Origin of the sequence: Faecalibacterium sp. IP-1-18, assembly GCF_023347355.1 — a bacterium.
Classification (GTDB): domain Bacteria; phylum Bacillota; class Clostridia; order Oscillospirales; family Ruminococcaceae; genus Faecalibacterium; species Faecalibacterium prausnitzii.
In genome coordinates, this window is record NZ_CP094472.1 from 1990942 (window position 1) to 2013048 (window position 22107).

General features: G+C 58.9%; 14 protein-coding genes and 5 tRNA genes. 7 read left to right on the plus strand and 12 right to left on the minus strand.

From position 1 onward, the window contains the following. Window positions 1-393: 393 nt before the first annotated feature. The 5 genes from MTP43_RS09385 to MTP43_RS09405 all read right to left on the minus strand — a co-directional run bounded on the left by MTP43_RS09385 (window position 394) and on the right by MTP43_RS09405 (window position 6059). Entirely contained in the window at window positions 394-795 is a 402-nt protein-coding gene (locus MTP43_RS09385; RefSeq protein WP_005922088.1) for a NusG domain II-containing protein, read from the minus strand. Next, the gene (locus MTP43_RS09390; protein WP_044959967.1) at window positions 792-2708 is read right to left on the minus strand and encodes a flavocytochrome c; all 1917 of its coding nucleotides are present in this window, start codon (window positions 2706-2708) and stop codon (window positions 792-794) included. The genes MTP43_RS09385 and MTP43_RS09390 overlap by 4 nt, the downstream gene beginning before the upstream one ends. Before the next feature lie 109 nt (window positions 2709-2817). Further along, window positions 2818-3816, minus strand: coding sequence for a GGGtGRT protein (locus MTP43_RS09395; protein ID WP_005922092.1), 999 nt, complete (start codon window positions 3814-3816; stop codon window positions 2818-2820). An 18-nt stretch (window positions 3817-3834) separates the two neighbouring features. Beyond that, window positions 3835-4536: an iron-sulfur cluster assembly scaffold protein gene (locus tag MTP43_RS09400; protein WP_015537775.1), complete on the minus strand. Its 702-nt coding sequence runs from the start codon at window positions 4534-4536 to the stop codon at window positions 3835-3837. A 329-nt stretch (window positions 4537-4865) separates the two neighbouring features. After that, window positions 4866-6059, minus strand: a complete 1194-nt coding sequence (locus tag MTP43_RS09405; protein ID WP_005922096.1) for an MFS transporter — start codon at window positions 6057-6059, stop codon at window positions 4866-4868. A gap of 163 nt (window positions 6060-6222) precedes the next feature. Between MTP43_RS09405 and hisS the strand changes: the two genes are divergently transcribed. Further along, a complete protein-coding gene (gene hisS, locus MTP43_RS09410; RefSeq protein ID WP_005922099.1) occupies window positions 6223-7464 on the plus strand; it encodes a histidine--tRNA ligase in 1242 nt (413 codons plus the stop codon). Window positions 7465-7607: 143 nt separating this feature from the next. Here hisS and MTP43_RS09415 read toward each other — a convergent pair whose 3' ends face one another. The 6 genes from MTP43_RS09415 to MTP43_RS09440 form a co-directional block, all read right to left on the minus strand. Then, window positions 7608-9029: a glycine--tRNA ligase gene (locus MTP43_RS09415; protein WP_005922101.1), complete on the minus strand. Its 1422-nt coding sequence runs from the start codon at window positions 9027-9029 to the stop codon at window positions 7608-7610. Window positions 9030-9183: 154 nt separating this feature from the next. Then, window positions 9184-11388 (minus strand): response regulator, encoded by a 2205-nt coding sequence (locus MTP43_RS09420; protein WP_249234775.1) that lies wholly within the window; start codon window positions 11386-11388, stop codon window positions 9184-9186. Further along, the gene (locus MTP43_RS09425) at window positions 11381-12217 is read right to left on the minus strand and encodes a substrate-binding periplasmic protein (RefSeq protein ID WP_005922106.1); all 837 of its coding nucleotides are present in this window, start codon (window positions 12215-12217) and stop codon (window positions 11381-11383) included. Before MTP43_RS09425 ends, MTP43_RS09420 begins: the two co-directional genes overlap by 8 nt. Window positions 12218-12395: 178 nt before the next feature. Continuing rightward, entirely contained in the window at window positions 12396-12881 is a 486-nt protein-coding gene (gene rlmH, locus MTP43_RS09430; RefSeq protein WP_005922107.1) for a 23S rRNA (pseudouridine(1915)-N(3))-methyltransferase RlmH, read from the minus strand. 264 nt (window positions 12882-13145) lie between these two features. Continuing rightward, a complete protein-coding gene (locus MTP43_RS09435; RefSeq protein WP_005922109.1) occupies window positions 13146-15395 on the minus strand; it encodes a DNA gyrase subunit A in 2250 nt (749 codons plus the stop codon). Between the two features lie 159 nt (window positions 15396-15554). Further along, the gene (locus MTP43_RS09440) at window positions 15555-17546 is read right to left on the minus strand and encodes a DNA gyrase/topoisomerase IV subunit B (RefSeq protein WP_044959971.1); all 1992 of its coding nucleotides are present in this window, start codon (window positions 17544-17546) and stop codon (window positions 15555-15557) included. A gap of 336 nt (window positions 17547-17882) precedes the next feature. Between MTP43_RS09440 and MTP43_RS09445 the strand changes: the two genes are divergently transcribed. The 5 genes from MTP43_RS09445 (at window position 17883) to MTP43_RS09465 (ending at window position 18518) form a co-directional block, all read left to right on the plus strand. Next, window positions 17883-17958, plus strand: a tRNA-Phe gene (locus MTP43_RS09445). A 32-nt stretch (window positions 17959-17990) separates the two neighbouring features. Further along, window positions 17991-18066: transfer RNA gene (locus MTP43_RS09450), tRNA-Gly, on the plus strand. Window positions 18067-18095: 29 nt separating this feature from the next. Then, a tRNA-Asp gene (locus MTP43_RS09455) sits at window positions 18096-18169 on the plus strand. 169 nt (window positions 18170-18338) lie between these two features. Then, window positions 18339-18414 (plus strand) — tRNA-Gly (locus tag MTP43_RS09460). Between the two features lie 29 nt (window positions 18415-18443). Continuing rightward, a tRNA-Cys gene (locus MTP43_RS09465) sits at window positions 18444-18518 on the plus strand. 886 nt (window positions 18519-19404) lie between these two features. Here the strand turns inward: MTP43_RS09465 and MTP43_RS09470 are convergent. Beyond that, the gene (locus MTP43_RS09470; RefSeq protein WP_005922116.1) at window positions 19405-19887 is read right to left on the minus strand and encodes a GNAT family N-acetyltransferase; all 483 of its coding nucleotides are present in this window, start codon (window positions 19885-19887) and stop codon (window positions 19405-19407) included. A 127-nt stretch (window positions 19888-20014) separates the two neighbouring features. Between MTP43_RS09470 and recG the strand changes: the two genes are divergently transcribed. Then, window positions 20015-22075, plus strand: coding sequence for an ATP-dependent DNA helicase RecG (gene recG, locus MTP43_RS09475; RefSeq protein ID WP_249234776.1), 2061 nt, complete (start codon window positions 20015-20017; stop codon window positions 22073-22075). Window positions 22076-22107 lie beyond the last annotated feature (32 nt).

Sequence of the window (22107 nt, forward strand, 5' to 3'; positions counted from 1 at the left end):
GCACCCGTCAGAAACTCTTATTTGTAGTGTATCGCATTTTGCCCCGATAAACAAGCGTCCAATTTTCGTTTCACGGCATTTCCACAAAGTTTCAGACTTTTTTAACAAAGAATGGCTTTCTTTGTGCGCCGCTGAGCAGTTGCTTATCTTTATATAATACGATTCAAACTGCCTCTCCTCTGCTCTCCTTCCTGTGAAAAAGGGTTCTGAAAAGCCCGCAGGCTTTTCAGAATCTCAGATGGGGGAGATTCTCTGCAACTATCGGCTCACGCCAAAAAGCTCCCCCTTCGGGGGAGTTGGCATCGCACAGCGATGCCTGAGAGGGTTCTTTTGCCGTTTTTCCCTCAAAAAGAAAATCAGCCGGACCCGAAGGCCCGGCTGATTTATTCTTTTTTACCCTGCGTCTGTGATGGGCTCTACCACCACATACACCCCTGCGGGCACACAGGCGGCCCATGCGCCGTCCTTGTCCAGCCAGCCGAATTGCTCACAGACATGGTCCGGGCACTGACTGTCCAAAAACGCGATGGCACCATCCTTCACCTGCAGATGCACGATGTAGTCCCCTACCTCGTACAGGTAATCATGATCCTGCGCAAGGGGCAGGGTCTCGGTAACGCCGTCACCGAAATCCACAACGGCCTGTAAGCCGCTGCCCTTGGCGGGGTGCTGCGCCCGCACCGCAAGAAAAATACCTGCGGCCAGTGCCAGCACCACCAGTGCAAAGATCACATTTTTCTTCCACGCGCTGCCCTTGGGGGCGGCGGTGTCAGAATTTTTTTGCTTTATGCTCATGCAGCGTACTTGCTGGCAGCTGCACCGGCAATGCGGCCAAAGACGGTAAAGTCGGCCACAGCGTTGCCGCCCAGACGGTTTGCACCGTGCACGCCGCCGGTCACCTCACCTGCTGCGAACAGGCCGGGGATCACAGAGCCGTCAGCCTTCAGCACCTCGGTGTTGGTGTTGATCTTCAGGCCGCCCATGGTGTGGTGCACACCTGCGGTGACCTTGATAGCATAGTAGGGAGCAGTATCCAGAGCCTTTGCAAAGCTGGTGCGGCCAAAGTCGGGGTCGTTCTTGGCGGCAACGTAGCCGTTCCAAGTCTTCATGGTCTCGGCAAAAGCAGCCTCGTCCACGCCCATAGCCTTTGCCAGTTCCTCGTAGGTCTGGCCGGTCACGGTGTAGCCCTTCTTGATGTAGCCCTGAATGACGCTGGAGGCATCGACCATAGCCTGATCCACCACCAGCCAGCTGTAGCTGCCGGTCTGAGCGATCTCGGCAGCAGAAACCACGTCACGGGTGCCCACTTCATCGATGAAGCGCTTGCCCTCGGCGTTGATCAGCACAGCGCCGTCGCCGCGCAGACCCTCGGTGATCAGAGCAGCGGTGTTAGCCTCCACGGTGGGGTGGATCTGGATCTGATCCATGTCCACAGTGTCAGCGCCCACAGCGGTAGCCATCTCAATGCCCTGACCCTGTGCGCCTGCGGCATTGGTGGTCATAAAGCCCTTCAGCTCGGGCTTGTACTCGGTGACCATGTCCAGATTTGCGCCGAAGCCGCCGGTGGTCAGCACCACAGCCTTGGCATTCACGGTGATGGTCTCGCCGGTGGAACCGGTAGCCTTCACGCCCACAACAGCGCCGTTTGCATCGGTCAGCAGCTCGGTAGCGGTGGTGTTCAGCAGGGTCTGCACGCCGGCCTTGTCGCAGTTCTCCTGCAGCAGGGGGATCATGTAAGAGCCCACAGAAAGGGTCTTGCCCTCAGCATCCACGGGGCGATGGATACGCTTGACGGATGCGCCGCCGAAGCTGGAAACGCTGTGCAGAGTGATGCCGTGCTCGTCCAGCCAGTCGATGGCGTCAGCGCTGTTAGAGCACAGAGTCTCCACCAGAGCGGGGTCGTTGATGCCCTTGCCGCCGATCATGGTGTCCAGCTCCATCAGCTCCACAGAGTCGAAGTAGCCCTTGGGGTCTGCCTGATAAGCTGCCCACTGCTCAGAGACGGTCTTTGCCAAAGCGGTGATGGTGGCGTTGTCGGCGTACTTTTCAGCAGCGGTCTTCAGGGTCTTTTCCACGCCTGCGGACTCGCCGAACTCGTTCTCATCCTGATACACGGTCTTGCCGGCGTTCATGCCGCCGGTAGCGCGCACGGAGTTGCCGCCCACCATGGGCTGGCTTTCCAGAATGACCACGCTCTTGCCCTCGGCAGCAGCAGTGATGGCAGCAGTCATGCCTGCACCGCCTGCACCCACGATGGCAATGTCTGCATCAATGGTGGAGTCCTCGGCCTTGTTTTCCTCGGCCTTGACCTCGGTCTTGTAGTCATCAGCGTTCAGGCCGGCTGCGACCAGAGCGGCAGCAGCAGCCTCCTTGATGGCGTCGGAGGTGATGGTTGCGGTGGCCACGCCGTCCACGGCAATGCTGCCGCTCTCGGCAATGGCGCCGGGCAGCTGCTCCAGAGCCATGGTGCCGATGCCGGGGGTCTCATCCTTGCCCTCGGCGGTGCAGCCGGTGATCTTGCCGTCGGTCAGGGTCAGGGTGACGGTAACATCGCCGCCCATGCCCTTGGCTGTACCGGTGAACTCGCCGGACACGCCTGCGGTGGAGGAGGCAGACTTGCTGCCGCAGCCGTAGCCCAACAGGCTGACGCTTACAACAGCCGCCATGGCCAGCGCAGCCACGCTCTTGCGGATCTGATTCTTTTTCATTGTTTCATCCTTCTTGTTTTGGGTTGCTTGTGTTCGGATATCTATCAGCAAAAAAGGGGAAGCTGCTCATTCGGAAAGCAGCTCCCCCTCGCTGAAACTTAGGAAAGACTTAGGCGTTGGCCTGAGCTGCAGCAACAGCGCAGGCAACGGTGGCGCCGACCATGGGGTTGTTGCCCATGCCGATCAGACCCATCATCTCAACGTGTGCGGGCACAGAAGAGGAGCCTGCGAACTGAGCATCACCGTGCACGCGGCCCAGAGAGTCGGTCAGGCCGTAGCTTGCGGGGCCTGCAGCCACGTTATCGGGGTGCAGGGTACGGCCGGTGCCGCCGCCGGAAGCGACGGAGAAGTACTTCTTGCCGTTCTCGATAGCCCACTTCTTGTAGGTGCCGGCAACCAGATGCTGGAAGCGGACGGGGTTGGTGGAGTTACCGGTGATGGAGCACTGCACGTCCTCCTTCTTCATGATGGCAACGCCTTCCATAACGTCGTTAGCGCCGTAGCACTTAACGGCTGCACGCTCACCCTCGGAGAAGGGGATCTCCTTGACCACAGTCAGGGTCTGGGTGGGGATATCGTACTCGGTCTGCACATAGGTGAAGCCGTTGATACGGGAAATGATGTAAGCTGCGTCCTTGCCCAAGCCGTTCAGGATGACGCGCAGGGGGGTCTTGCGGACCTTGTTTGCGGTGCGTGCGATGCCGATAGCACCCTCAGCAGCAGCAAAGGACTCGTGGCCTGCCAGGAAAGCGAAGCAGGTGGTGTCCTCGCTCAGCAGACGAGCGCCCAGGTTGCCGTGACCCAGACCGACCTGACGCTGCTCAGCAACAGAGCCGGGGATGGTGAAAGCTTCCAGACCCTCACCGATAGCAGCTGCGCACTCGGCAGCGTCGGTCAGGCCGCGCTTCACAGCGATAGCAGTGCCCAGAGTGTAAGCCCAGACAGCGTTATCAAAGCAGATGGGCTGCACGCCGCGGACGATCTTGTCGCAGTCGATGCCCTTGGTGAGGAGCATCTCGTTGCAAGCGTCCAGAGACTCCAGACCGTTAGCCTTCAGGCATGCCTCGATTTTAGGCATACGGCGATCCATAGATTCAAAAGTTGCCATTGAGTTGTTCCTCCTCTCTTATTCCTCACGCGGGTCGATGTACTTCACAGCGCCCTGCTCCTTGCTGAAGCGGCCGTAAGTACCCACATTCTTCTCGTAAGCCTCGTTGGGGGTCTTGCCGTGACGGATATCCTCCATCATCTTGCCCAGCTTAACGAACTGATAGCCGATGACCTCATCGTTAGCGTCCACTGCCAGCTTGTTGATGTAGCCCTCGGTCAGCTCCAGATAGCGCACGCCCTTCTCCTTGGTGGAGAAGATGGTGCCGGTCATGGAGCGCAGACCCTTGCCCAGGTCGTCCAGACCTGCGCCGATGGGCAGACCGTCCTCAGAGAAAGCGGTCTGGCTGCGGCCGTAGACAATCTGCAGGAACAGCTCGCGCATAGCCACGTTGATAGCGTCGCACACCAGGTCGGTGTTCAGAGCTTCCAGAATGGTCTTGCCGGGCAGGATCTCGCCTGCCATAGCAGCAGAGTGGGTCATGCCGGAGCAGCCGATGGTCTCCACCAGAGCCTCTTCGATGACGCCGTTCTTGATGTTCAGGGACAGCTTGCAGGTGCCCTGCTGGGGTGCACACCAGCCCACACCATGGGTGTAGCCGCTGATGTCCTTGATCTCATAGGCCTTGACCCATGCGCCCTCTTCGGGGATGGGAGCCGGACCATGCTTAGGACCTTTGGTGATCGGGCACATATTCTGTACTTGCTGCGAATAGGTCATAATCATACTCTCCTTTTGACAAATGTCGCTTTGGCAGCACAAAACCGCCGCCGCGCCCTGCCGGCACAGCTGCTGCTCCATACTGCTTGCATCCGAACCGGGTGCGCTGCTCTCTTTCAGCGCCTGCACCGGTACTACCACGCATGATTTTATTATAGAGAAAACGGACGAATTTTGCAAGTCATTTCCTGCAAAAAGTACAGTCGGCTTTTACGGTCATGCAGAGCTAACTGGCATTTCCACCGCTTTACACAAATCAGTCGTCAAGTTTTTGTCAATTCTGCCGTAAGCACCGGCAAACTTTTTGCACCCTTTTCTTTTTGCGCGTTTCAGCGCGGGTCTTTCTGCACCGGATGCAGCGCCCAGATGGCTGCAAAACCCGCCGCCGCACCGGCCATGGCAAGCAGGTGCCGCCCGTTCTCCAGCGCCAGCAAGTTGGCTGCAAAGGGGAACGCAAGACTGCCCACGCTCTGCCCCAGCGCCAGAAAGCCGTAGTTCACCCCCGCGTGGGGCAGGCCGAACAGGTCGGTGGAAAGGGCGGGCAGCACCGCAGCCAGCGCCGAGTAGCAGAAGGTGAGCCCAGCGTAGCACACCACCACCCACCAGCCCCGCGCCGCCCAGAACGCCGCCGACAGCCCAAGCGAAGCCGCAAACAGCCCAAGGTCGGTGGCGCGGCGGCCGATGTGGTCGCTGAGCATGGGCATCAGCATCCGTCCCGCAGCGCTGCCCACGCTGCCCAGTACGATGCTCCACAGCGCAGCAGTCTCGTCCAGCCCGCGTTCCATGCCCAGCTTTAAGATGATGGGACTGAACAGCAGCACCGCCGGAGTGGAAAAGCATACCGCGCCCGCACACAACCAGTACTGCTTTGTGCGCAGCATCTGCCCCGGAGAAAGGTCGAGGGTGTTTTTGCCGCTTGGCTGCTGTTTTTTCTGCGGCGGGTCGCTGAGCACCGCGCTGCCCGCAAGGCACACCGGCAAAGTAAGCGCACCCAGTGCCCAAAAGGCGCCCCGGATGCCCTGTACCGGGCCAAATCCCCGCAGCGCCGCCCGAACGAACAGGGTAAGGAACGCGCCGGAAAGTCCCACCGCTCCGCCGATGACCCCGGTCGCCAGCCCCTTGCGCCCCGCGTACCACTTTTGGGCGCAGGACTGGATAGAGGGGTACAAAAAGGCTGTGCCCAGCCCCGCCGGGATGCTGAAGGCCAGAAAGAACCCCCACCCTGCCCAGCCCGGCAGAAAGGCCGCTGCAAAAAAACCGCCGCAGAGCAGGGCTGTGCCCCACAATGCTGCGCAGCGCGGGCCCTTTTTATCCTGTAAAAAACCGCCCAGCACACACCCCACCCCAAAGGCGGCAATAAGCAGGGCAAAGGCGTAACCCGCCCCCTGCTCCGAAAGGCCGTATTCCTCCATGACCGGCTGCTGAAAAACGCCCCAAGCCGCCGGTAAGCCGGTAAGCACCTGAATGGCTGCCCCCGCAGCCAGAATGGTCCACGGATGTTTTGCTGCAAACTGCTGCTTCATACTTTCACCTCAAAGATTTGTGCAATTTGCGATAGTGTGCCCATTTGGATTGACAATCCGGCATTATCCTTTATAATGGTAAAGTACTGAGTTAAAAAACGCTCCCGCCCCTTTTCAGGCATCGAGGGCGGGTACAATTTACAGATAGAGAGGAATTACTATTATGAAAACACAGGCTTTGAAGGGTATGCGGGACCTGCTGCCCGCCGAACAGACCCTGCGCGATTACATTCAGGGCAAGATTCTGGAGACCTACCGCTCTGCCGGTTTTGAGCGGATCTCCACCCCCATGCTGGAGGATATGGAAAATCTGGACAAATCCGAGGGCGGCGACAACCTGAACCTGATCTTCAAGGTGCTCAAGCGCGGTGATAAGCTGACCGCTGCCCTGAACACCGGCGACCCCAAGCAGCTGTCCGACATGGGTCTGCGCTACGACCTCACCCTGCCGCTGAGCCGCTACTACGCCGCCAACAAGGACAAGCTGCCCAACCCCTTCAAGGTGATCCAGACCGACCGGGTGTTCCGCGCTGAGCGCCCGCAGAAGGGCCGTCTGCGGGAGTTCGTGCAGTGCGATATCGACATTCTGGGCGACGCTTCCCCCAACGCCGAGGTGGAGCTGATCGACGTGACCACCCGCGCTTTGCTGAACATCGGCTTTACCGGCTTTACCGTCAACATCAACGACCGCCGCATCCTGCGCGGGATGCTGGAGAGCATGGGCTTTGCTGCCGACACGCTGGATTCCGTCTGCATCACCTTTGACAAGATGGACAAGATCGGTGCCGAGGGCGTGAAGGCTGAGCTGACCGAGAAGCAGCTGCCGGAAAGCGCCATCCAAGCACTGGCCGACTTCATCGCCGCCGGGGACGTGACGCTGGACGCCGTAGCCGCCCGCTGCGCCGACCCCGCCATTGCCGATGACCTGAAGTATGTTCTGGCTACCGCCAACACGCTGGCTGCCGGCCGCTATCAGGTGGCCTACTGCCCCAGTCTGGTGCGCGGTCAGGGCTACTACACCGGCATGGTGTTCGAGGTGACCTGCCCGCAGTTCAGCGGTGCTGTGGCCGGCGGCGGCCGCTACGACAACATGGTGGGCAAGTTCCTTGGCGTACAGGTGCCCGCCGTGGGCTTCTCCATCGGCTTTGAGCGGGTGTGCGGCATTCTGCTGGAGCAGGGCTACCAGATCCCCGGTGCAAAGCAGAAGATCGCCCTGCTGTACGGCAAGGACACCGACTTCCCTGCCGTGCTGAGCAAGGCCGCTGCGCTGCGCGAGCAGTACAACGTCACCGTGCTGCCGCAGGGCAAAAAGCTGGGCAAGCAGCTGGGTCAGCTGGAAGCCGCAGGCTTCGCGGGTGCCGCCTTTATGGACAAGGACGAGGTAAAGATCTTTGCCCAGCAGTAACCCGCCCGCCTGACGATTTTAGAGTTTTGTGGGTCAGAAACGTCTGCGGACGTTTCTGACCCACTTTTTTCAGCCGTCACGACACTAAAAAAGCAGCCCTGCCGGTGCTCCGGCGGGGCTGCTTTTGCGTAACAGTGTATTTTTTAGAACTCGATCTTGCTCTCGATGTAGCTCTTCAGCTCGCTGATGGGCATACGCACCTGCTCCATGGTGTCGCGGTCACGGACGGTGACGCAGTTGTCGGCAGCAATGCCCTTGGCCTCATCGCCCACAGTGTCAAAGTCCACAGTGATGCAGAACGGGGTGCCGATCTCGTCCTCACGGCGGTAACGCTTGCCGATGGAACCGGTATCGTCGTAGTCCACCATGAAGTACTTGCTCAGCTCGTTGCGGATCTCCATAGCCTTCTCGCCCAGCTTCTTGCTCAGGGGCAGCACAGCGCACTTGTAGGGAGCCAGAGCCGGATGCAGATGCAGCACGGTGCGGATATCCTCCTTGCCCTTGCTGTCGGTCAGGTGCTCCTCGTCGTAGGCCTCGCACAGGAAGGCCAGCGCCACACGGTCGCAGCCCAGAGAGGGCTCGATGACGTAGGGGATGTAGTGCTCGTTGGTCTCGCTGTCGAAGTACTCCAAGCTCTTGCCGGAAGCCTCCTGATGGCGGGTCAGGTCGTAGTTGGTACGGTCTGCAATGCCCCACAGCTCGCCCCAGTCGGTGAACGGGAAGGCATACTCGATATCGGTGGTAGCGCGGCTGTAGAAGGCCAGTTCTGCGGGCTCGTGGTCACGCAGACGCAGGTGCTCCTTCTTGATGCCAAGGCTCAGCAGCCAGTTCTCGCAGTAGTCCTTCCAGTAGGCGAACCAGTCCAGATCGGTGCCGGGCTTGCAGAAGAACTCGCACTCCATCTGCTCAAACTCGCGGGTGCGGAAGGTGAAGTTGCCCGGGGTGATCTCGTTGCGGAAAGCCTTGCCCACCTGGCACACACCGAAGGGCAGCTTGCGGCGGGTGGTGCGCTGGATGTTGGCAAAGTTGACAAAGATGCCCTGTGCAGTCTCGGGACGCAGATAGCAGGTGGAGGAGCTATCCTCAGTCACGCCGATGGCAGTCTTGAACATCAGGTTGAACTTGCGGATGGGGGTAAAATCGTGCTTGCCGCACACGGGGCAGACGATATCCTCGTGCTCTGCGATGAAAGCGTCCATCTCGTCAAAGCTCATGGCGTCCACATTCACCTCGGGGTGCTCCTCACCGATCAGCTTGTCGGCGCGGTGGCGTGCCTTGCAGGCGCGGCAGTCCAGCAGGGGGTCCGAGAAGCTGGACACATGGCCGGTGGTCACCCAGGTCTGCGGGTTCATGATGATGGCAGCATCCAAACCCACGTTATAGGGGCTTTCCTGCACAAACTTTTTCAGCCATGCCTTTTTGACGTTGTTCTTGAACTCCACGCCAAGGGGGCCGTAGTCCCAGCTGTTGGCCAGACCGCCGTAGATCTCGGAACCGGGGAACACATAACCACGGTTCTTGCAAAGATTGACGATCATGTCAAGGGTCTTTTCGCTCTGTTCCATTGTAGTACATCCTTTCCGTCCGCGGCTGGTTTGCCGTGTCGTATCGTGTTGTGTGCCGACGGCTTTCCCACCGCCGGGCGTGCTTGCGGCTTGCACAAGCACAGTATATTTACTGTACCATGTTTTGCCCCGCTTGTAAAGCCCGGCAAAGAGTTCAGCTGCGCTCTGTCAGGTATTTTACCAGCAGGCGGTACAGGGTATCCGGGTCGATGGGCTTTGACAGATGCTCGTTCATACCGGCCTGCAGCGCTTTCAGGCGGTCCTCCGCAAAGGCGTTTGCCGTCATGGCAAAGATGGGGATGCTCTTTGCGTCCGGGCGGTCCATGGCGCGGATGGCGCGGGTGGCCTCGTGGCCGTCCCGCACCGGCATCATCACGTCCATCAGGATGGCGTCAAAGCCGCCCACCGGCGAGGCTGCAAAGGCCTCCACCGCCTGCTGTCCGTCGGCGGCTTTTGTCACCTTTATGCCCACATCGTTCAGCAAAAACTCTATGATCTCCATGTTCAGGGCGTTGTCCTCGGCCAGCAGCACCTGCCGCCCACGCAGCACAGTAAGGTCTGTCTGCTGCCGCTCCGGCTCTTCGGTTGCAGTATTGTCGATAGCAAAGGGCAGGGTGATGGTGTAGGTGGTGCCTACGCCCTGCTTGCTTTCCACCCCGATGGTACCGCCCATCTTATCCACAAGGCTTTTGGTGATGGACATGACAAGGCCGGTGCCGCCGTATACCGAGCGCGCCCCGGCGTTTTCCTGCGTAAAGGGCTCGAACATCCGCTGCTGGAACTCCTCGCTCATGCCGATGCCGGTATCCGCGCAGACAAAGCAGATCTGCACCTTGTCCCCGGTACAGCTCAGTTCAAAGCAGTCCAGCATCACGCGCCCCTTCTCCCGGTTATACTTGATGGCATTGCTGAGCACATTCATCAGCAGCCGCTTGACGTGCAGCGGGCTGCCCACCAGCCGGGGATGCGGCAGCCTGCCGTATTCCCGGTGCAGCACAATACCGCGCTCTTCCGCCTGTTTTTCCAGCACATCCGTGATCTCGTGTATCAGCTCGGGCAGATCAAAGGGCACATTTTCCAGCACCACCTCGCCGGACTCCAGCTTGCCCATATCCAGCACCTCGTTCACCAGTTCCAGCAGCAGGGTGGAGGCCTCCCAGATCTTTTTGCGGCAATCGGCCTGCCGCGCCATATCCTCCGGGCAGCGGTCGCCGATCTCCACCATACCCCGGATGCCGTTGATGGGGGTGCGGATATCGTGGCTCATGCGCTGCAAAAACTCGGTCTTGGCAAGGTTTGCGCTCTCTGCCTTCAGCGCAGCCGCCTTGAGGGTCTTCTGGTACTCCTGCTCCCGGCGCAGCTGCTGCTCCCGGTAGCGCCGGGCAGTCTTGCCGCGCAGCAATTGCAAAAGGAACAGCACGACCATGTAAGCAAAGGCCGCCATGCTCACATTGCGCATGGTAGAGGCATACACCTCCTGCTCCGGGCGGTAAACATAGATATAAAAGCTGCGTCCCTGCCCCACAATACCGTAGGCGTACTGCTGCCCGGTGGTGCTGTGCACATGGATCATGCCGCCGTCTGTGCTGCGCGCTTTTAAGGCAGAAAGGGTGGGGTTTTCGTCCACAGTGGTATCCAGCAAAGAGGTATCGTTGCTGGCCACGATGCGGTCGCCCCGGGTCACCACGATAATGCCGTCCACAGCGGGGTTATAGCCCTGTACGCAGTTCTGATAGGACAGACTGTAATTGCGCACATATTCTGCCGTGGTGCGGTAGTACACCACGAGCACCCCGTCCCCATCTTTCCGGGCACAGGCTGCGGTGTCCACATAGGAGCTGTCCTCCTTTTCCGTCCGCCCGGCATAGACCTGCTGGGGGTGGTCGGCCACCTTCAGCACGATAGAACCGGCCAGTTCCTTTTCCATCTGTTCCCGGACCTGCGGGTCAGCCACCCGGCCATCCTGTGAGGCACCGCACAAAATTTTGCCCTCTGCCGAAAGCACAAGGATGCCGCTGAGGGTATAATCCTGCAAATATTCTTCCATAGCGGCATCGTCCAGCACCCGCCCGGGGTTCTCCTGCTGGTCCCGGGCGATCTCGCTGCACAGATGCTGCGCGTTTTCCATCACCCGCATCAGGCTTTTGGCCTCGGTGGCAAGGTTCAGGTTATCGTAGCTGGTGCACTGCTCCTTAACATAGCTGATGGTATCCTCAAACTGCTTTTCTGCATTTTGCAGGTCGCTGTGGGCCGAAAGCCCCAGCACACCGCCCAGTATCAGCAACCCAGCAAGCGCACAGATCAGAATGTGCTGCTTCCGGCTGATAACCAGTGACCCTTTTTCCATTCCGTCATGCATGGGCGCTGTCCTCCAGTCCATCCAGATAGTGCCCGGGGTCGTCCAGATAGCGGCTCACGATCTGCCGGACGGTGCCATCTGCCAGCATCTCCCGAAAAACCTCCGTCAGCTGCTGCGGCAGGTCATCGCCGCGCTCTTTGGCAAAGGCAACGCCCAGCCGCGCCGTCATCAGCGGCTCGTCCAGAATGCGGTATTCAACGCTGTAATCCTTCATGAACTGCCGGATGGCGCTTTCGTGGGCGGCTAAGGCGTCCGCGTAGCCTTTGAGCAGGGTGGTGTAGAGCAGATCCCGATTCTGCAGGGAATACAGCCTGCGCAGCCGGGGCAGACCGTTCTGCTCCGCATTCAAAAACAGTTCCTCCGGCTTTGTGGTGGACTGCACCGCCACCACCTTACCGGCCAGATCCTGCAGAGTGCGAATGTCGCTATCGGAGCGCACCGCCACCACCTGACGGCTGTACAGATAAGGCCCTGCCCATTGGTATTCTTCCTCGCGGCCATCCATGGAAAAGCTGCCCCAGATGCAGTCGATGGTGTCGTTTTCCACCAGTTCCTTCTTCTTTTCCCAGTCGATGGTCACAAATTTCACCCGGTAGCCCAGCCGCCCGAACGCCTCAGTGGCCAGTTCCACGTCAATGCCGGTGGGTGCGCCGTCTGTGCCCATATAGTTGAAGGGCGGGTAGTTATCGCTGCCCACCACGATGACCGGCATCGCTGCCGTATAGCTGTCGGCTTTTCCGGGATGCAGGCAGCTGCAAAGCAGCACCGCACACGTTGCCAGTGCCAGCAGGCAGGCCGCCAGCCGCAGTCCTCTTCTGTATTTTTTCATGGTTCTTCCATCCTGTATTTTTTGCTGTATTTTACAGCAGATCGCTCCATGTTATCAGTATAATAAAATCTGTTCCAAAAGAAAAGCCAAAAATCACTTTTCCGGCAGTTTTTACGCTTTTCTGTAAAAAGAGCTCCCGGAGCGTTCGCAGACGTTCCGGGAGCCAAAATAAAACTTTTTACTTGTGGTACTTCATGCCCGCATTGATAGTGCAGGCGCGGTAGATCTGCTCGGTGAGCACCAGCCGTGCCAGCTGATGGGGCATGGTGATGCGCCCCATGCTGAACTTGAGGGCAGCGGCCTTTTTCACCTCATCGGACAGGCCGTGGGACGAGCCGATGACAAAGGCCACATCCCCTGCCCCGCTGCCGGCGCGCTGTGCCAGAAACTGCGCCAGTTCATCGGAAGAGATCTGCTTGCCCTCGATGCACATAGCCACGATAGCAGCACCCTTGCGCACACTGGAAAGGATGGCTTTTCCCTCTTTATCCAGCGCCTTTTTCACCACAGCGTCCGAGGCGTTTTTCTCCTCGATCTTTTCCTCCGGCAGCTCAAGGATGCGGAAAGCGGCAAAAGCCGCCAGACGCTTCTGGTACTCTGCCACGCCCTCGGCAAAATATTTGGCGTTCAGCTTGCCCACACAGATCAGGTCGATATTTTGCATGACTGCTTCCTCTTTTCAGGATAAACGATTTAAAATTGTCTCCGCTTCGCTCTGACAATAACAGCGGAAAATTTTTTATAATTTGTAACTCCGAAACGACTGCGGTCGTTTCGGAGTTACTTTTTCACGGGAGGGGACTTTTCGGAAAGGCGGCGGGGAGTTTCCTGAGCAAATTCCGGCGAAGTGGGGCCCCGGTGCGCAGCACTGGGGCGGAACAGGGGGTTCCGGACTCATTTGCGAAGGAAAGTTCTCCGCCGCCTGCCATCACAGCAGGCTCATCTGCTCGCCCTCGTCCTCGGCGCGGATCAGCGCACCGGTGGCGGGCAGGCTGCGCACGCGATAGCGGTGTGGGTTGGCCAGCTCTAAAGTGTCGGCCGGTACCACCGAGGCGATGGTCTGGTTCTTTTTCAGGGTGACCACCGCCACACCCTGACTGTCGCGGGTGGTCTTGGCGGCGATCTGCGCCGTACCCACCAGCAGCATCCGGCTGGCACTGGTGCGGATGGCAAGCTCGGTCTCCTCCGGCTGGTAAAGCATCATGGCAAGCGGTTCCTTATCGCTGTACGCCTTCAGCAGTTTGCGACGGTTCTGCTTGGTGGCGTAGGAGCTGAGGGGGATCTTTGCGCACTTGCCGCTGGCAAAGAAGAACAGCATAAAGCCGCTGTAATCGCCGGTAATGACCATGCTCAACACGTTTTCGCCCTCGTCCATGCCCAGCCGTCCCGGGATGAAGATGCCCATCTGGGCCACCTTGCCGTCCTCCAGCTCTGCCAGACGCACCTTGTACACCTGCTGCTTGTCGGTAAAGAACAGCGCCTCCACGTTGTTGCGGGTCTCCAGCTGCTGGATGATCTCGTCCCCCTCCTTCAGCTTGTGCGCACCGGCGGTGCGCAGGCTCTGGGGCGGGATCTTTTTAAAGTAGCCCTCCCGGGTAAAGAACACGGTCACCGGGTAGTCCGGCACAGCTTCTTCCTCGGCGGCGGCGTCCTCCTCGGGCAGATCGTACAGGATCTCGCTGCAGCGGGGCTTGCCGTATTTTTTCGCTACATCGTTCAGTTCGTTGATGATGATGCGGCGGATGCGGGCGGGCTTTGCCAGCACATCGTTCAGGTCGGCAATGTCCTTTTCCAGCTGCTCGATCTCGCCGGTGCGCTTGAGGATGTATTCCCGGTTCAGGTGTCGCAGCTTGATCTCTGCCACATAGTCGGCCTGCACCTCGTCAATGCCAAAGCCGATCATCAGGTTGGGCACCACCTCGGTCTCCTCCTCAGTAGTGCGGATGATACGGATCGCCTTGTCGATATCCAGCAGGATGGCGGCAAGACCCTGCAACAGGTGCAGCCGCTTTTCCTTGCCGTGCAGGTCGTAGTAGGTGCGGCGGCGCACACACTCAATGCGGAATGCCGTCCACTCCTTTAAAATCTCCCGCACACCCATGACCCGGGGCTGACCGGACACCAGAATGTTGAAGTTGCAGCTGAAGCTGTCCTCCAGCGGGGTGGCCTTGAACAGTTTTGCCATCAGCTTGTCGGCATCCACGCCGCGCTTGAGGTCCAGCGTCAGCTTCAGACCGTTCAGGTCGGTCTCGTCACGCATATCGCTGATCTCCTTGACCTTGCCGGTCTTGACCAGTTCCGCGATCTTGTCCATGATGGCCTCCACCGTGGTGGTGGGCGGGATCTGGGTGACCTCGATCATATTTTCGCCGGGCACTGCATTGTAGCGGGCGCGCACCTTTACGCTGCCGCGGCCATTCTCGTAAATTTCACGCATCTGCGCTTCATCATACACGATCTGGCCGCCGCCCACAAAGTCCGGGGCGGGCATGGTGGTGCCGATATCGTGGTGCTCGTCCTTCATCAGTGCCACGGTGGTGGCACACAGCTCCGCCAGATTGAAGGAGCAGATGTTGCAGGCCATGCCCACCGCAATGCCCAGCGTGTTGTTGGCCAGAATGGTGGGGAAGGTGACCGGCAACAGGGTGGGCTCGGTGGTGGTGCTGTCGTAGTTGGGCACAAAGTCCACAGTCTCCTTGTCGATATCCCGGAACAGCTCCTCGCACACGCTTTCCAGCTTTGCCTCGGTGTAACGGGCAGCGGCGCAGGACATATCGCGGCTGTACGCCTTGCCAAAGTTGCCCTTGCTGTCCACAAAGGGCACCAGCAGGCTTTCGTTGCCGCGGCCCATGCGCACCATGGTGTCGTAGATGGCGGCGTCGCCGTGGGGATTCAGGTGCATGGTGCTGCCCACGATGTTGGCAGATTTGGTGCGTGCGCCCTTGAGCAGACCCATCTCGTACATGGTGTACAGCAGCTTGCGGTGCGCCGGCTTGAAGCCGTCGATCTCCGGCAGCGCGCGGCTGACGATGACGCTCATGGCGTAGGGCATATAGTTGGTTTCCAGCGTACGGGTAATGGGATCCTCCAGCACGCTGCCTGCGTTTAAAATTTCAACGCCGTCACCCAGCTGCGGGCGCACCGGCTTTAAGGTTTTCTTGGTCGATTTTTTTGCCATTACAGTTCCTCTCCATAGGGAAAAACCCTCTCAGGCTACTGCGCAGCCAGCTCCCCCGAGGGGGGAGCTTTTGGGGTCGTCCCGCAAAGTTTCCCTCTTGTGCCAAGCCTCTCCCCTTCGGGAGAGGTGGCATCGCGTCAGCGATGACGGAGAGGGTTCTCAGCTCACGTCCAGATCATCCAGATACTCTGCGCCGTGCTGAGCGATATGCTCCTTGCGGCCTGCTAGATTGTCGCCCAGCAGGATATCGAACACCTGCGCGGTCTGCACCACATCGGTGGGCATTACTTTGATCAGGCGGCGGCTTTCCGGGTTCATAGTGGTCAGCCACATCATCTCAGGGTCGTTCTCACCCAAGCCTTTGGAGCGCTGGATGGTGTATTTTTTGTCCCCGATCTTTTGCAGAAAAGCGGCCTTTTCCGACTCGGTATAAGCAAAATAAGTGCGGTCTTTCGTGGTGATCTCGTACAAAGGCGACTCTGCGATATACACATAGCCCTTGTTGATCAGGGTGGGGGTAAGGCGGTAAAGCATGGTCAGCACAAGGGTGCGGATCTGGTAGCCGTCCACGTCGGCATCGGTACAGATGACGATCTTATTGAACCGCAGATTGTCGAGGTTAAAGGTAGCCAATTCCTTATTATGCTTTCCGCCCAGCTCCACACCGCAGCCCATCACCTTTATCAGGTCCACAATGACGTCCGACTTGAAGATGCGGGCATAGTCTGCCTTCAGACAGTTCAGGATCTTGCCGCGGATGGGCATGATGGCCTGATATTCACTGTCCCGGCTGGACTTGACCGCGCCCATAGCCGAGTCGCCCTCCACGATATACAGCTCGCGGCGGGCGGAATCCCGGGTGCGGCAGTCCACAAACTTCTGCACGCGGTTGGCTAAGTCGATTTGCGTAGAGAGCGTCTTTTTGATGCTCTGGCGCGTTTTTTCCGCGTGCTCGCGGCTCTGCTTGTTCACCAGCACCTGCTGGCAGATCTTCTGGGCCTCCTCCGGCTTTTCCAGAAAATACACTTCCAGATAATGCTTGAGGAAGTCGGTCATAGCCTGCGAGACAAATTTATTGGTGATGGCCTTTTTGGTCTGGTTTTCGTAGCTGGTACGGGTGGAAAAGCTGGAGGACACATACACCAGACAGTCCTGCACGTCCTGAAAGCTGATGGTGCTCTCGCCCTTTTTGTACAGGTTCTTTTCCTTCAGGTACTTGTTGATCTGGTAGACAAAGGCGGTGCGCACTGCGTGCTCCGGGCTGCCGCCGTGCTCCAGCCACGAAGAGTTGTGGTAGTATTCCAGCAGCTGTACCTTATTAGAGAAACAAAAAGCCGCACTCATGCGCACCTTGTAGTCCGGCTGGTCCTCGCGGTCCCGGCCCACGGCCTCGCTCTCGCAGCTGAACACCGGGGTCAGGGTGTCCTCCCCAGCCACCTCTGCCACATAATCCGCGATGCCGTTCTGGTAGCACCAGCTTTCGTGCCACGGCTTGCCGGTGGCGGGGTCTTTTTCCTTTTCATCGGTAAAGTTGAGGGTAAGCCCCGCGTTGACCACGGCCTGACGGCGCAGCACATCCTTATAGTAGCTGCCGGGCACATCGATATCGGTAAACACCTCATCGTCCGGCTTCCAGTGGATAATACTGCCGGTGCGGCGGCCCTTGTAGGGCTCCTTTTGCAGGCCGCCCACGTTCTCGCCCTTTTTAAAGTCCAGATGGTAGTGATAGCCGTCACGGTAGATATCAGCGGTCATCCATGCCGAGGCGTACTGGGTGGCGCACAGACCCAGACCGTTCAGGCCAAGGCTGAACTCGTAGTTATCCTCGCCTTCGCCGTACTTGCCGCCCGCGTACATCTCGCAGAACAGCAGCTCCCAGTTGAAGCGCCCCTCGCCGTTGTTCCAGTCCACGGGCATACCGCGGCCAAAGTCCTCCACAATGACGCTGCCGTCCTTGCAGCGGGTCACGTTGATGGTATCGCCGTGGCCGTCGCGGGCTTCATCGATAGAGTTGGACACGATCTCAAAGATCGAGTGGGCACAGCCCTCCACACCGTCTGAGCCAAAGATGACTGCCGGGCGCTTGCGCACACGGTCGGCACCCTTTAACGAGGTAATGCTCTCGTTGCCATATTCCTGTTTTTTTGCCATGCTGCTCCTCCCGGCCCATCGCAGCTGTGCCGCGCAGGCCGTCCTGTAATCAAAGCAGACGCCCGCCCTTTCTATTATATAAGAAATATAACAGCATCTCTGCGGGCATAAGCGCCTGTGTTCTTTTCTTTTATTAAACCATAGGTTGTAAAACTTGTCAAATATTCTTTCTCTCTTTTCCCGTACTGCCTCCGGCACGAAAACCGCGAAAAAAAGTCGTTCTTATTTTGCACGCAGAGACGCCGAAAAGCAAAAACTTTTCAATTTTTTCAAAAAAATTTGCATTTACCCCTTTACAAAATCGAAATTTCAGGTATAATAATCATCGTCCGGTGCGCCTCTGTAGCTCAGTCGGTAGAGCAGGGGACTGAAAATCCCCGTGTCATTGGTTCGATTCCGATCGGAGGCACCACGTCAAGGAAACCCAATAGGGTTTCCCAATATGCGGCCGTAGCTCATCTGGTAGAGCGCCACCTTGCCAAGGTGGAGGTAGCGAGTTCGAGCCTCGTCGGCCGCTCCATTAAGGAGCAGCAACAGTTGCTCCGGTATGGCCCGGTAGCTCAGTTGGTTAGAGCACCAGCCTGTCACGCTGGGGGTCGTCGGTTCGAGCCCGATCCGGGTCGCTTCGTCGGAATGTCAGTCGTTTGTCTGGCAGTCTTACAAGTAAGACCGCCGTAACAAACTCTGAAATTCCTCCTCTTCCCCACAAAACTTTGCTTCGCAAATTTTTGCAGGGGCCCCGAAATTCGCAAGAATCGCTCGGGAGGGTGCAGGGACAAATGCACCGAATATGCGGCCGTAGCTCATCTGGTAGAGCGCCACCTTGCCAAGGTGGAGGTAGCGAGTTCGAGCCTCGTCGGCCGCTCCATTGGAGTGGTATTCATCACTCCCTTATATGGTGACGTGGCCAAGTGGTAAGGCAAGGGTCTGCAAAACCCTCATCCACCAGTTCAAATCTGGTCGTCACCTCCAAAAGATTCCCGGAAGCTTCGGCTTCCGGGATTTTTTGTTTTGCACTGTCCCCTGCCGGGGGCAAGGCCAGTGACTGTTCAAAACACCCTTATAAAACTCTATTACTACTATGGACTTTTGAACAACTAGAACTTTTTAGCTTATCTACGTTTATTCCTAGTTGTTCAAGATGAACAACTAGAGCAAAAAGCACCGTTTTTGTTCGGTTAGCGTTTCTAGTTGTTCAAAACCCCTCTGCTTTTTGAACAACTAGAGATACAACGTATATACGCCATTTATTTTTCTCAAGGCTGAAAAGTCGCCGAAAGCTGCGCTTTTCTGCGCATTATTTTTTTAGTTGTTCAAAACCCCCTGTGTATCATAGGAGACTTTTGAACAGTCGCCCTTGCCGGGAAGTGGGACGATTTAAAATGTGCTCCGCTATCGGGTTGCGGCACCCAGCATCCGCATCGTGCCTTGGGCGGCACTTGCGTCTTGCTGGCCGCTGCCCCAACAACTCCTCCATGTTTCCGCCACTGGCGGCGGTCGTCGTCGTTGCACTCTAGCCATCTTCAGCGGAATGATTATTTTTATTTCGCGTTTGGAGCGACCGCGTTTGCGCAGCAATGAAAGCCCCAGTGGGGCTTTTAAGCGGCAGAGCGGTCTGCGTTAGCAGATGGAGGGGCTTTGCCCCGACAAGCTCTGCAGAGCGCTCCAAACGCTATTTTCACAGAAGGGCTGCAATGATTAAAGTGCGGTCTGAATTGCAAATGCCGTTTTCCTCCACGACCCCTCCCGTGAAAAGGGGATTCAGAAAAGCCCGCAGGCTTTTCTGAATCCCGAATAAAAAAACTAATTCCGCTATTTATGCGCAGAGCGCACGCGGCGCGCATTCCAAACCGTTCTCTCAGAACCGCAGCCGCATCTGATACCACACCACCCCGCCGTGGGTGGAAGTGGAAACGCCCTCGTTCGCAAAGTCGAACTTTGCATAGTAGTGCAAAAGCTTCTCCTTGCAGGTCAGTACCAGCCCCTTGCGCCCCTGTGCGCGGGCATCTGCAATGGCTCTTTGCAGCAGCAGCCCGGCATAGCCCCGGCAACGGCAGCGCGGGAGGGTGTTCACCCCAAAGATCATCTGCCATGCGCCATTTTCATCATGCAGGGCGGCGTCCGCGTACATCTCATCGGTCAGGTCGGGCATATCGGTGCAAAAGCCGTCCACAAAGGCCACCAGCTCCCCCTGCTCAAGCAGCAGCCAGAAATGACCGGCATAGTGTGCCAGCCGTCCGGCAAATTCCTCTGCCGTGGCAGCCTCCGCTGCCGGAAAACAGGCCGCCTCCACGGCGGCAATGGCCTGTAAATCGTCCATAGTTGCGTTGCGGATCTCCATGGTATCTCCCCCTCTTCTCTTTTTCTATTCAGTATACCACAGCTGCCGCGCAAAGGCAAAATATTTGCATCTGTTCCCCGTCCGTGTTACAATGGCTATACTACGCTTGGAAGGGAGTTGAAACGCCATGCCCACCGAAAACCGCACTACCTTAACGCCGGACACCCCGGTGCGCTACCTGAAAGGGGTGGGGCCCAAGACCGCAGAGCGGTTCGAGAAGTTGGGCATCGTGACGCTGGCAGACCTGCTGTGCCACTACCCCCGGCGCTACATCGACTTTTCCAAGCCCTACTCCATTGCGGAGGCTCCCGCCGACACTGAATGCGTGGTAAAGGCCGAGGTGTTTGCAAAGCCCGGCGGGCGCATTCTGCCGGGCGGGCGGCGGATGGAGCGCATCACCGCCGGGGACGATGTAGCCAGTCTGGAGATCACATGGTTCAATAACCCCTACGCCACCCAGAAGCTGCAGCTGGGGCAGGAATACTATTTTCAGGGCATCGTGACCGGCGGGATGCTGCGCCGCCAGATGGTCAACCCGCAGGTGCGCACCGCCGAGCAGATTCAGGCCGCGCCCTTTGAGGCCGTTTACCCCCAGACTGAGGGGCTTACCAGCAGCGCCATCTCCCGCTGCATCCGGCAGCTTTTGCCCCACGCGGAGCTGCTGCCCGACCCGCTGCCGCCGGAGATGCTGCAAAAATACCGTCTGCTGCCCAAGGCCGAGGCGGTACGCGCCATCCACTGCCCTGCCACCGAGGAACAGGCCGCAGCAGCGCGGCGGCGGCTCATTTACGAGGAATTGCTGGTGCTGCAATTGGGCATCGGGCGGATGCGCAGCCGGGGCGCTGCGGCCACCGGGGCACCCATGCGCCGCGCCGATCCATCCCCTTTCTGGCAGAGTCTGCCCTTTGCCCCCACCGGGGCGCAGCGCCGTGCAGTAGAGGAGATTTTAAACGATATGGCGGGCGATACCGCCATGAACCGCCTGTTGCAGGGCGATGTGGGCAGCGGCAAAACGCTGGTGGCTGCTGCCGCCATCTGGGCGTGCATCCGGGCAGGATATCAGGCCGCGCTGCTGGCCCCTACCGAAATTCTGGCCGCGCAGCACGCCGAGGGGCTCAACCGGCTGCTTGCCCCCTTCGGGATGCGGGTGGCCCTGCTGACCGGCGGCATGAAGGCCGCCGCCCGCCGCACCACGCTGGCTGCCATCCGCAAGGACGAAGCCGACCTTGTGGTGGGCACCCACGCCCTGATGAGCGAAGGGGTGGAGTTTGCCCGGCTGGGTCTGGCGGTCATTGACGAGCAGCACCGCTTTGGGGTGCGTCAGCGCGGCGCACTGGCAGAAAAAGCCGCGAACCCGCACCTGCTGGTCATGAGTGCCACCCCTATCCCCCGCACGCTGGGGCTGCTGATCTACGGCGACTTGGACATCTCCATTCTGGACGAGCTGCCCCCCGGGCGCACCCCGGTCAAGACCCGGTGCATCACCGGCAAGCGGCGGCGAGACCTGTACCGTTTTCTGGACAGCGAGATCGACAAGGGGCGGCAGGTGTATCTGGTCTGCCCCGCCATCGAGGATGTGCCGGACGGCGGGCTGAACGCCGTCAAGACCTACTACGAGGACATCGCCAAGGCGTTGCTGCCCGACCGCCGGGTGGGCCTGATGCACGGCAAGCTGAAGCCCAAGGAGAAAGCCGCCGTCATGGAGGATTTCAAGGCCGGGCGGTTGGACGCACTGGTGTCCACCACCGTCATCGAGGTGGGCGTGGACGTGCCCAATGCCAGCGTGATGGTGATCGAAAACGCCGAGCGCTACGGTCTGAGCGCCCTGCACCAGCTGCGCGGGCGGGTGGGACGCGGCGCTGCCGAGAGCTGGTGCTTCCTTGTCAGCGACAATACCAGCGAGGCCGTGCAGAAGCGGCTGAAATTCCTCTGCTCCACCACCGATGGCTTTGCCGTGGCACAGTACGACCTGGAGACCCGCGGCCCCGGCGACTTTTTCGGCAGCCGCCAGCATGGTCTGCCCACTTTGCAGATCGCCGACCTGATGAATGACACCCGTACCCTGCACGCCGCCCAGAGCGAGGCCACTGCATTGCTTGCCGCCGACCCGCTGCTGGAAAGCCCTGCACACGCTTTGCTGGCCGCGCAGGTGCAGCAGATGTTCGACAAGGCCGGGCCGATGAACTAAAAAAGCGCTGTCGCACAAAAAACTCGTGCGAC

What these genes read in the sequence shown, in the direction of transcription:
- MTP43_RS09390 (WP_044959967.1), bottom strand. Translation starts at nt 2,708, where the DNA reads ATGAAAAAGAATCAGATCCGCAAGAGCGTGGCTGCGCTGGCCATGGCG.
- MTP43_RS09400 (WP_015537775.1), bottom strand. Translation starts at nt 4,536, where the DNA reads ATGACCTATTCGCAGCAAGTACAGAATATGTGCCCGATCACCAAAGGT.
- MTP43_RS09415 (WP_005922101.1), bottom strand. Translation starts at nt 9,029, where the DNA reads ATGGAACAGAGCGAAAAGACCCTTGACATGATCGTCAATCTTTGCAAG.
- MTP43_RS09470 (WP_005922116.1), bottom strand. Translation starts at nt 19,887, where the DNA reads ATGGAGATCCGCAACGCAACTATGGACGATTTACAGGCCATTGCCGCC.
- MTP43_RS09425 (WP_005922106.1), bottom strand. Translation starts at nt 12,217, where the DNA reads ATGAAAAAATACAGAAGAGGACTGCGGCTGGCGGCCTGCCTGCTGGCA.
- recG (WP_249234776.1), top strand. Translation starts at nt 20,015, where the DNA reads ATGCCCACCGAAAACCGCACTACCTTAACGCCGGACACCCCGGTGCGC.
- MTP43_RS09405 (WP_005922096.1), bottom strand. Translation starts at nt 6,059, where the DNA reads ATGAAGCAGCAGTTTGCAGCAAAACATCCGTGGACCATTCTGGCTGCG.
- MTP43_RS09435 (WP_005922109.1), bottom strand. Translation starts at nt 15,395, where the DNA reads ATGGCAAAAAAATCGACCAAGAAAACCTTAAAGCCGGTGCGCCCGCAG.
- MTP43_RS09420 (WP_249234775.1), bottom strand. Translation starts at nt 11,388, where the DNA reads ATGCATGACGGAATGGAAAAAGGGTCACTGGTTATCAGCCGGAAGCAG.
- MTP43_RS09440 (WP_044959971.1), bottom strand. Translation starts at nt 17,546, where the DNA reads ATGGCAAAAAAACAGGAATATGGCAACGAGAGCATTACCTCGTTAAAG.
- MTP43_RS09395 (WP_005922092.1), bottom strand. Translation starts at nt 3,816, where the DNA reads ATGGCAACTTTTGAATCTATGGATCGCCGTATGCCTAAAATCGAGGCA.
- rlmH (WP_005922107.1), bottom strand. Translation starts at nt 12,881, where the DNA reads ATGCAAAATATCGACCTGATCTGTGTGGGCAAGCTGAACGCCAAATAT.
- hisS (WP_005922099.1), top strand. Translation starts at nt 6,223, where the DNA reads ATGAAAACACAGGCTTTGAAGGGTATGCGGGACCTGCTGCCCGCCGAA.
- MTP43_RS09385 (WP_005922088.1), bottom strand. Translation starts at nt 795, where the DNA reads ATGAGCATAAAGCAAAAAAATTCTGACACCGCCGCCCCCAAGGGCAGC.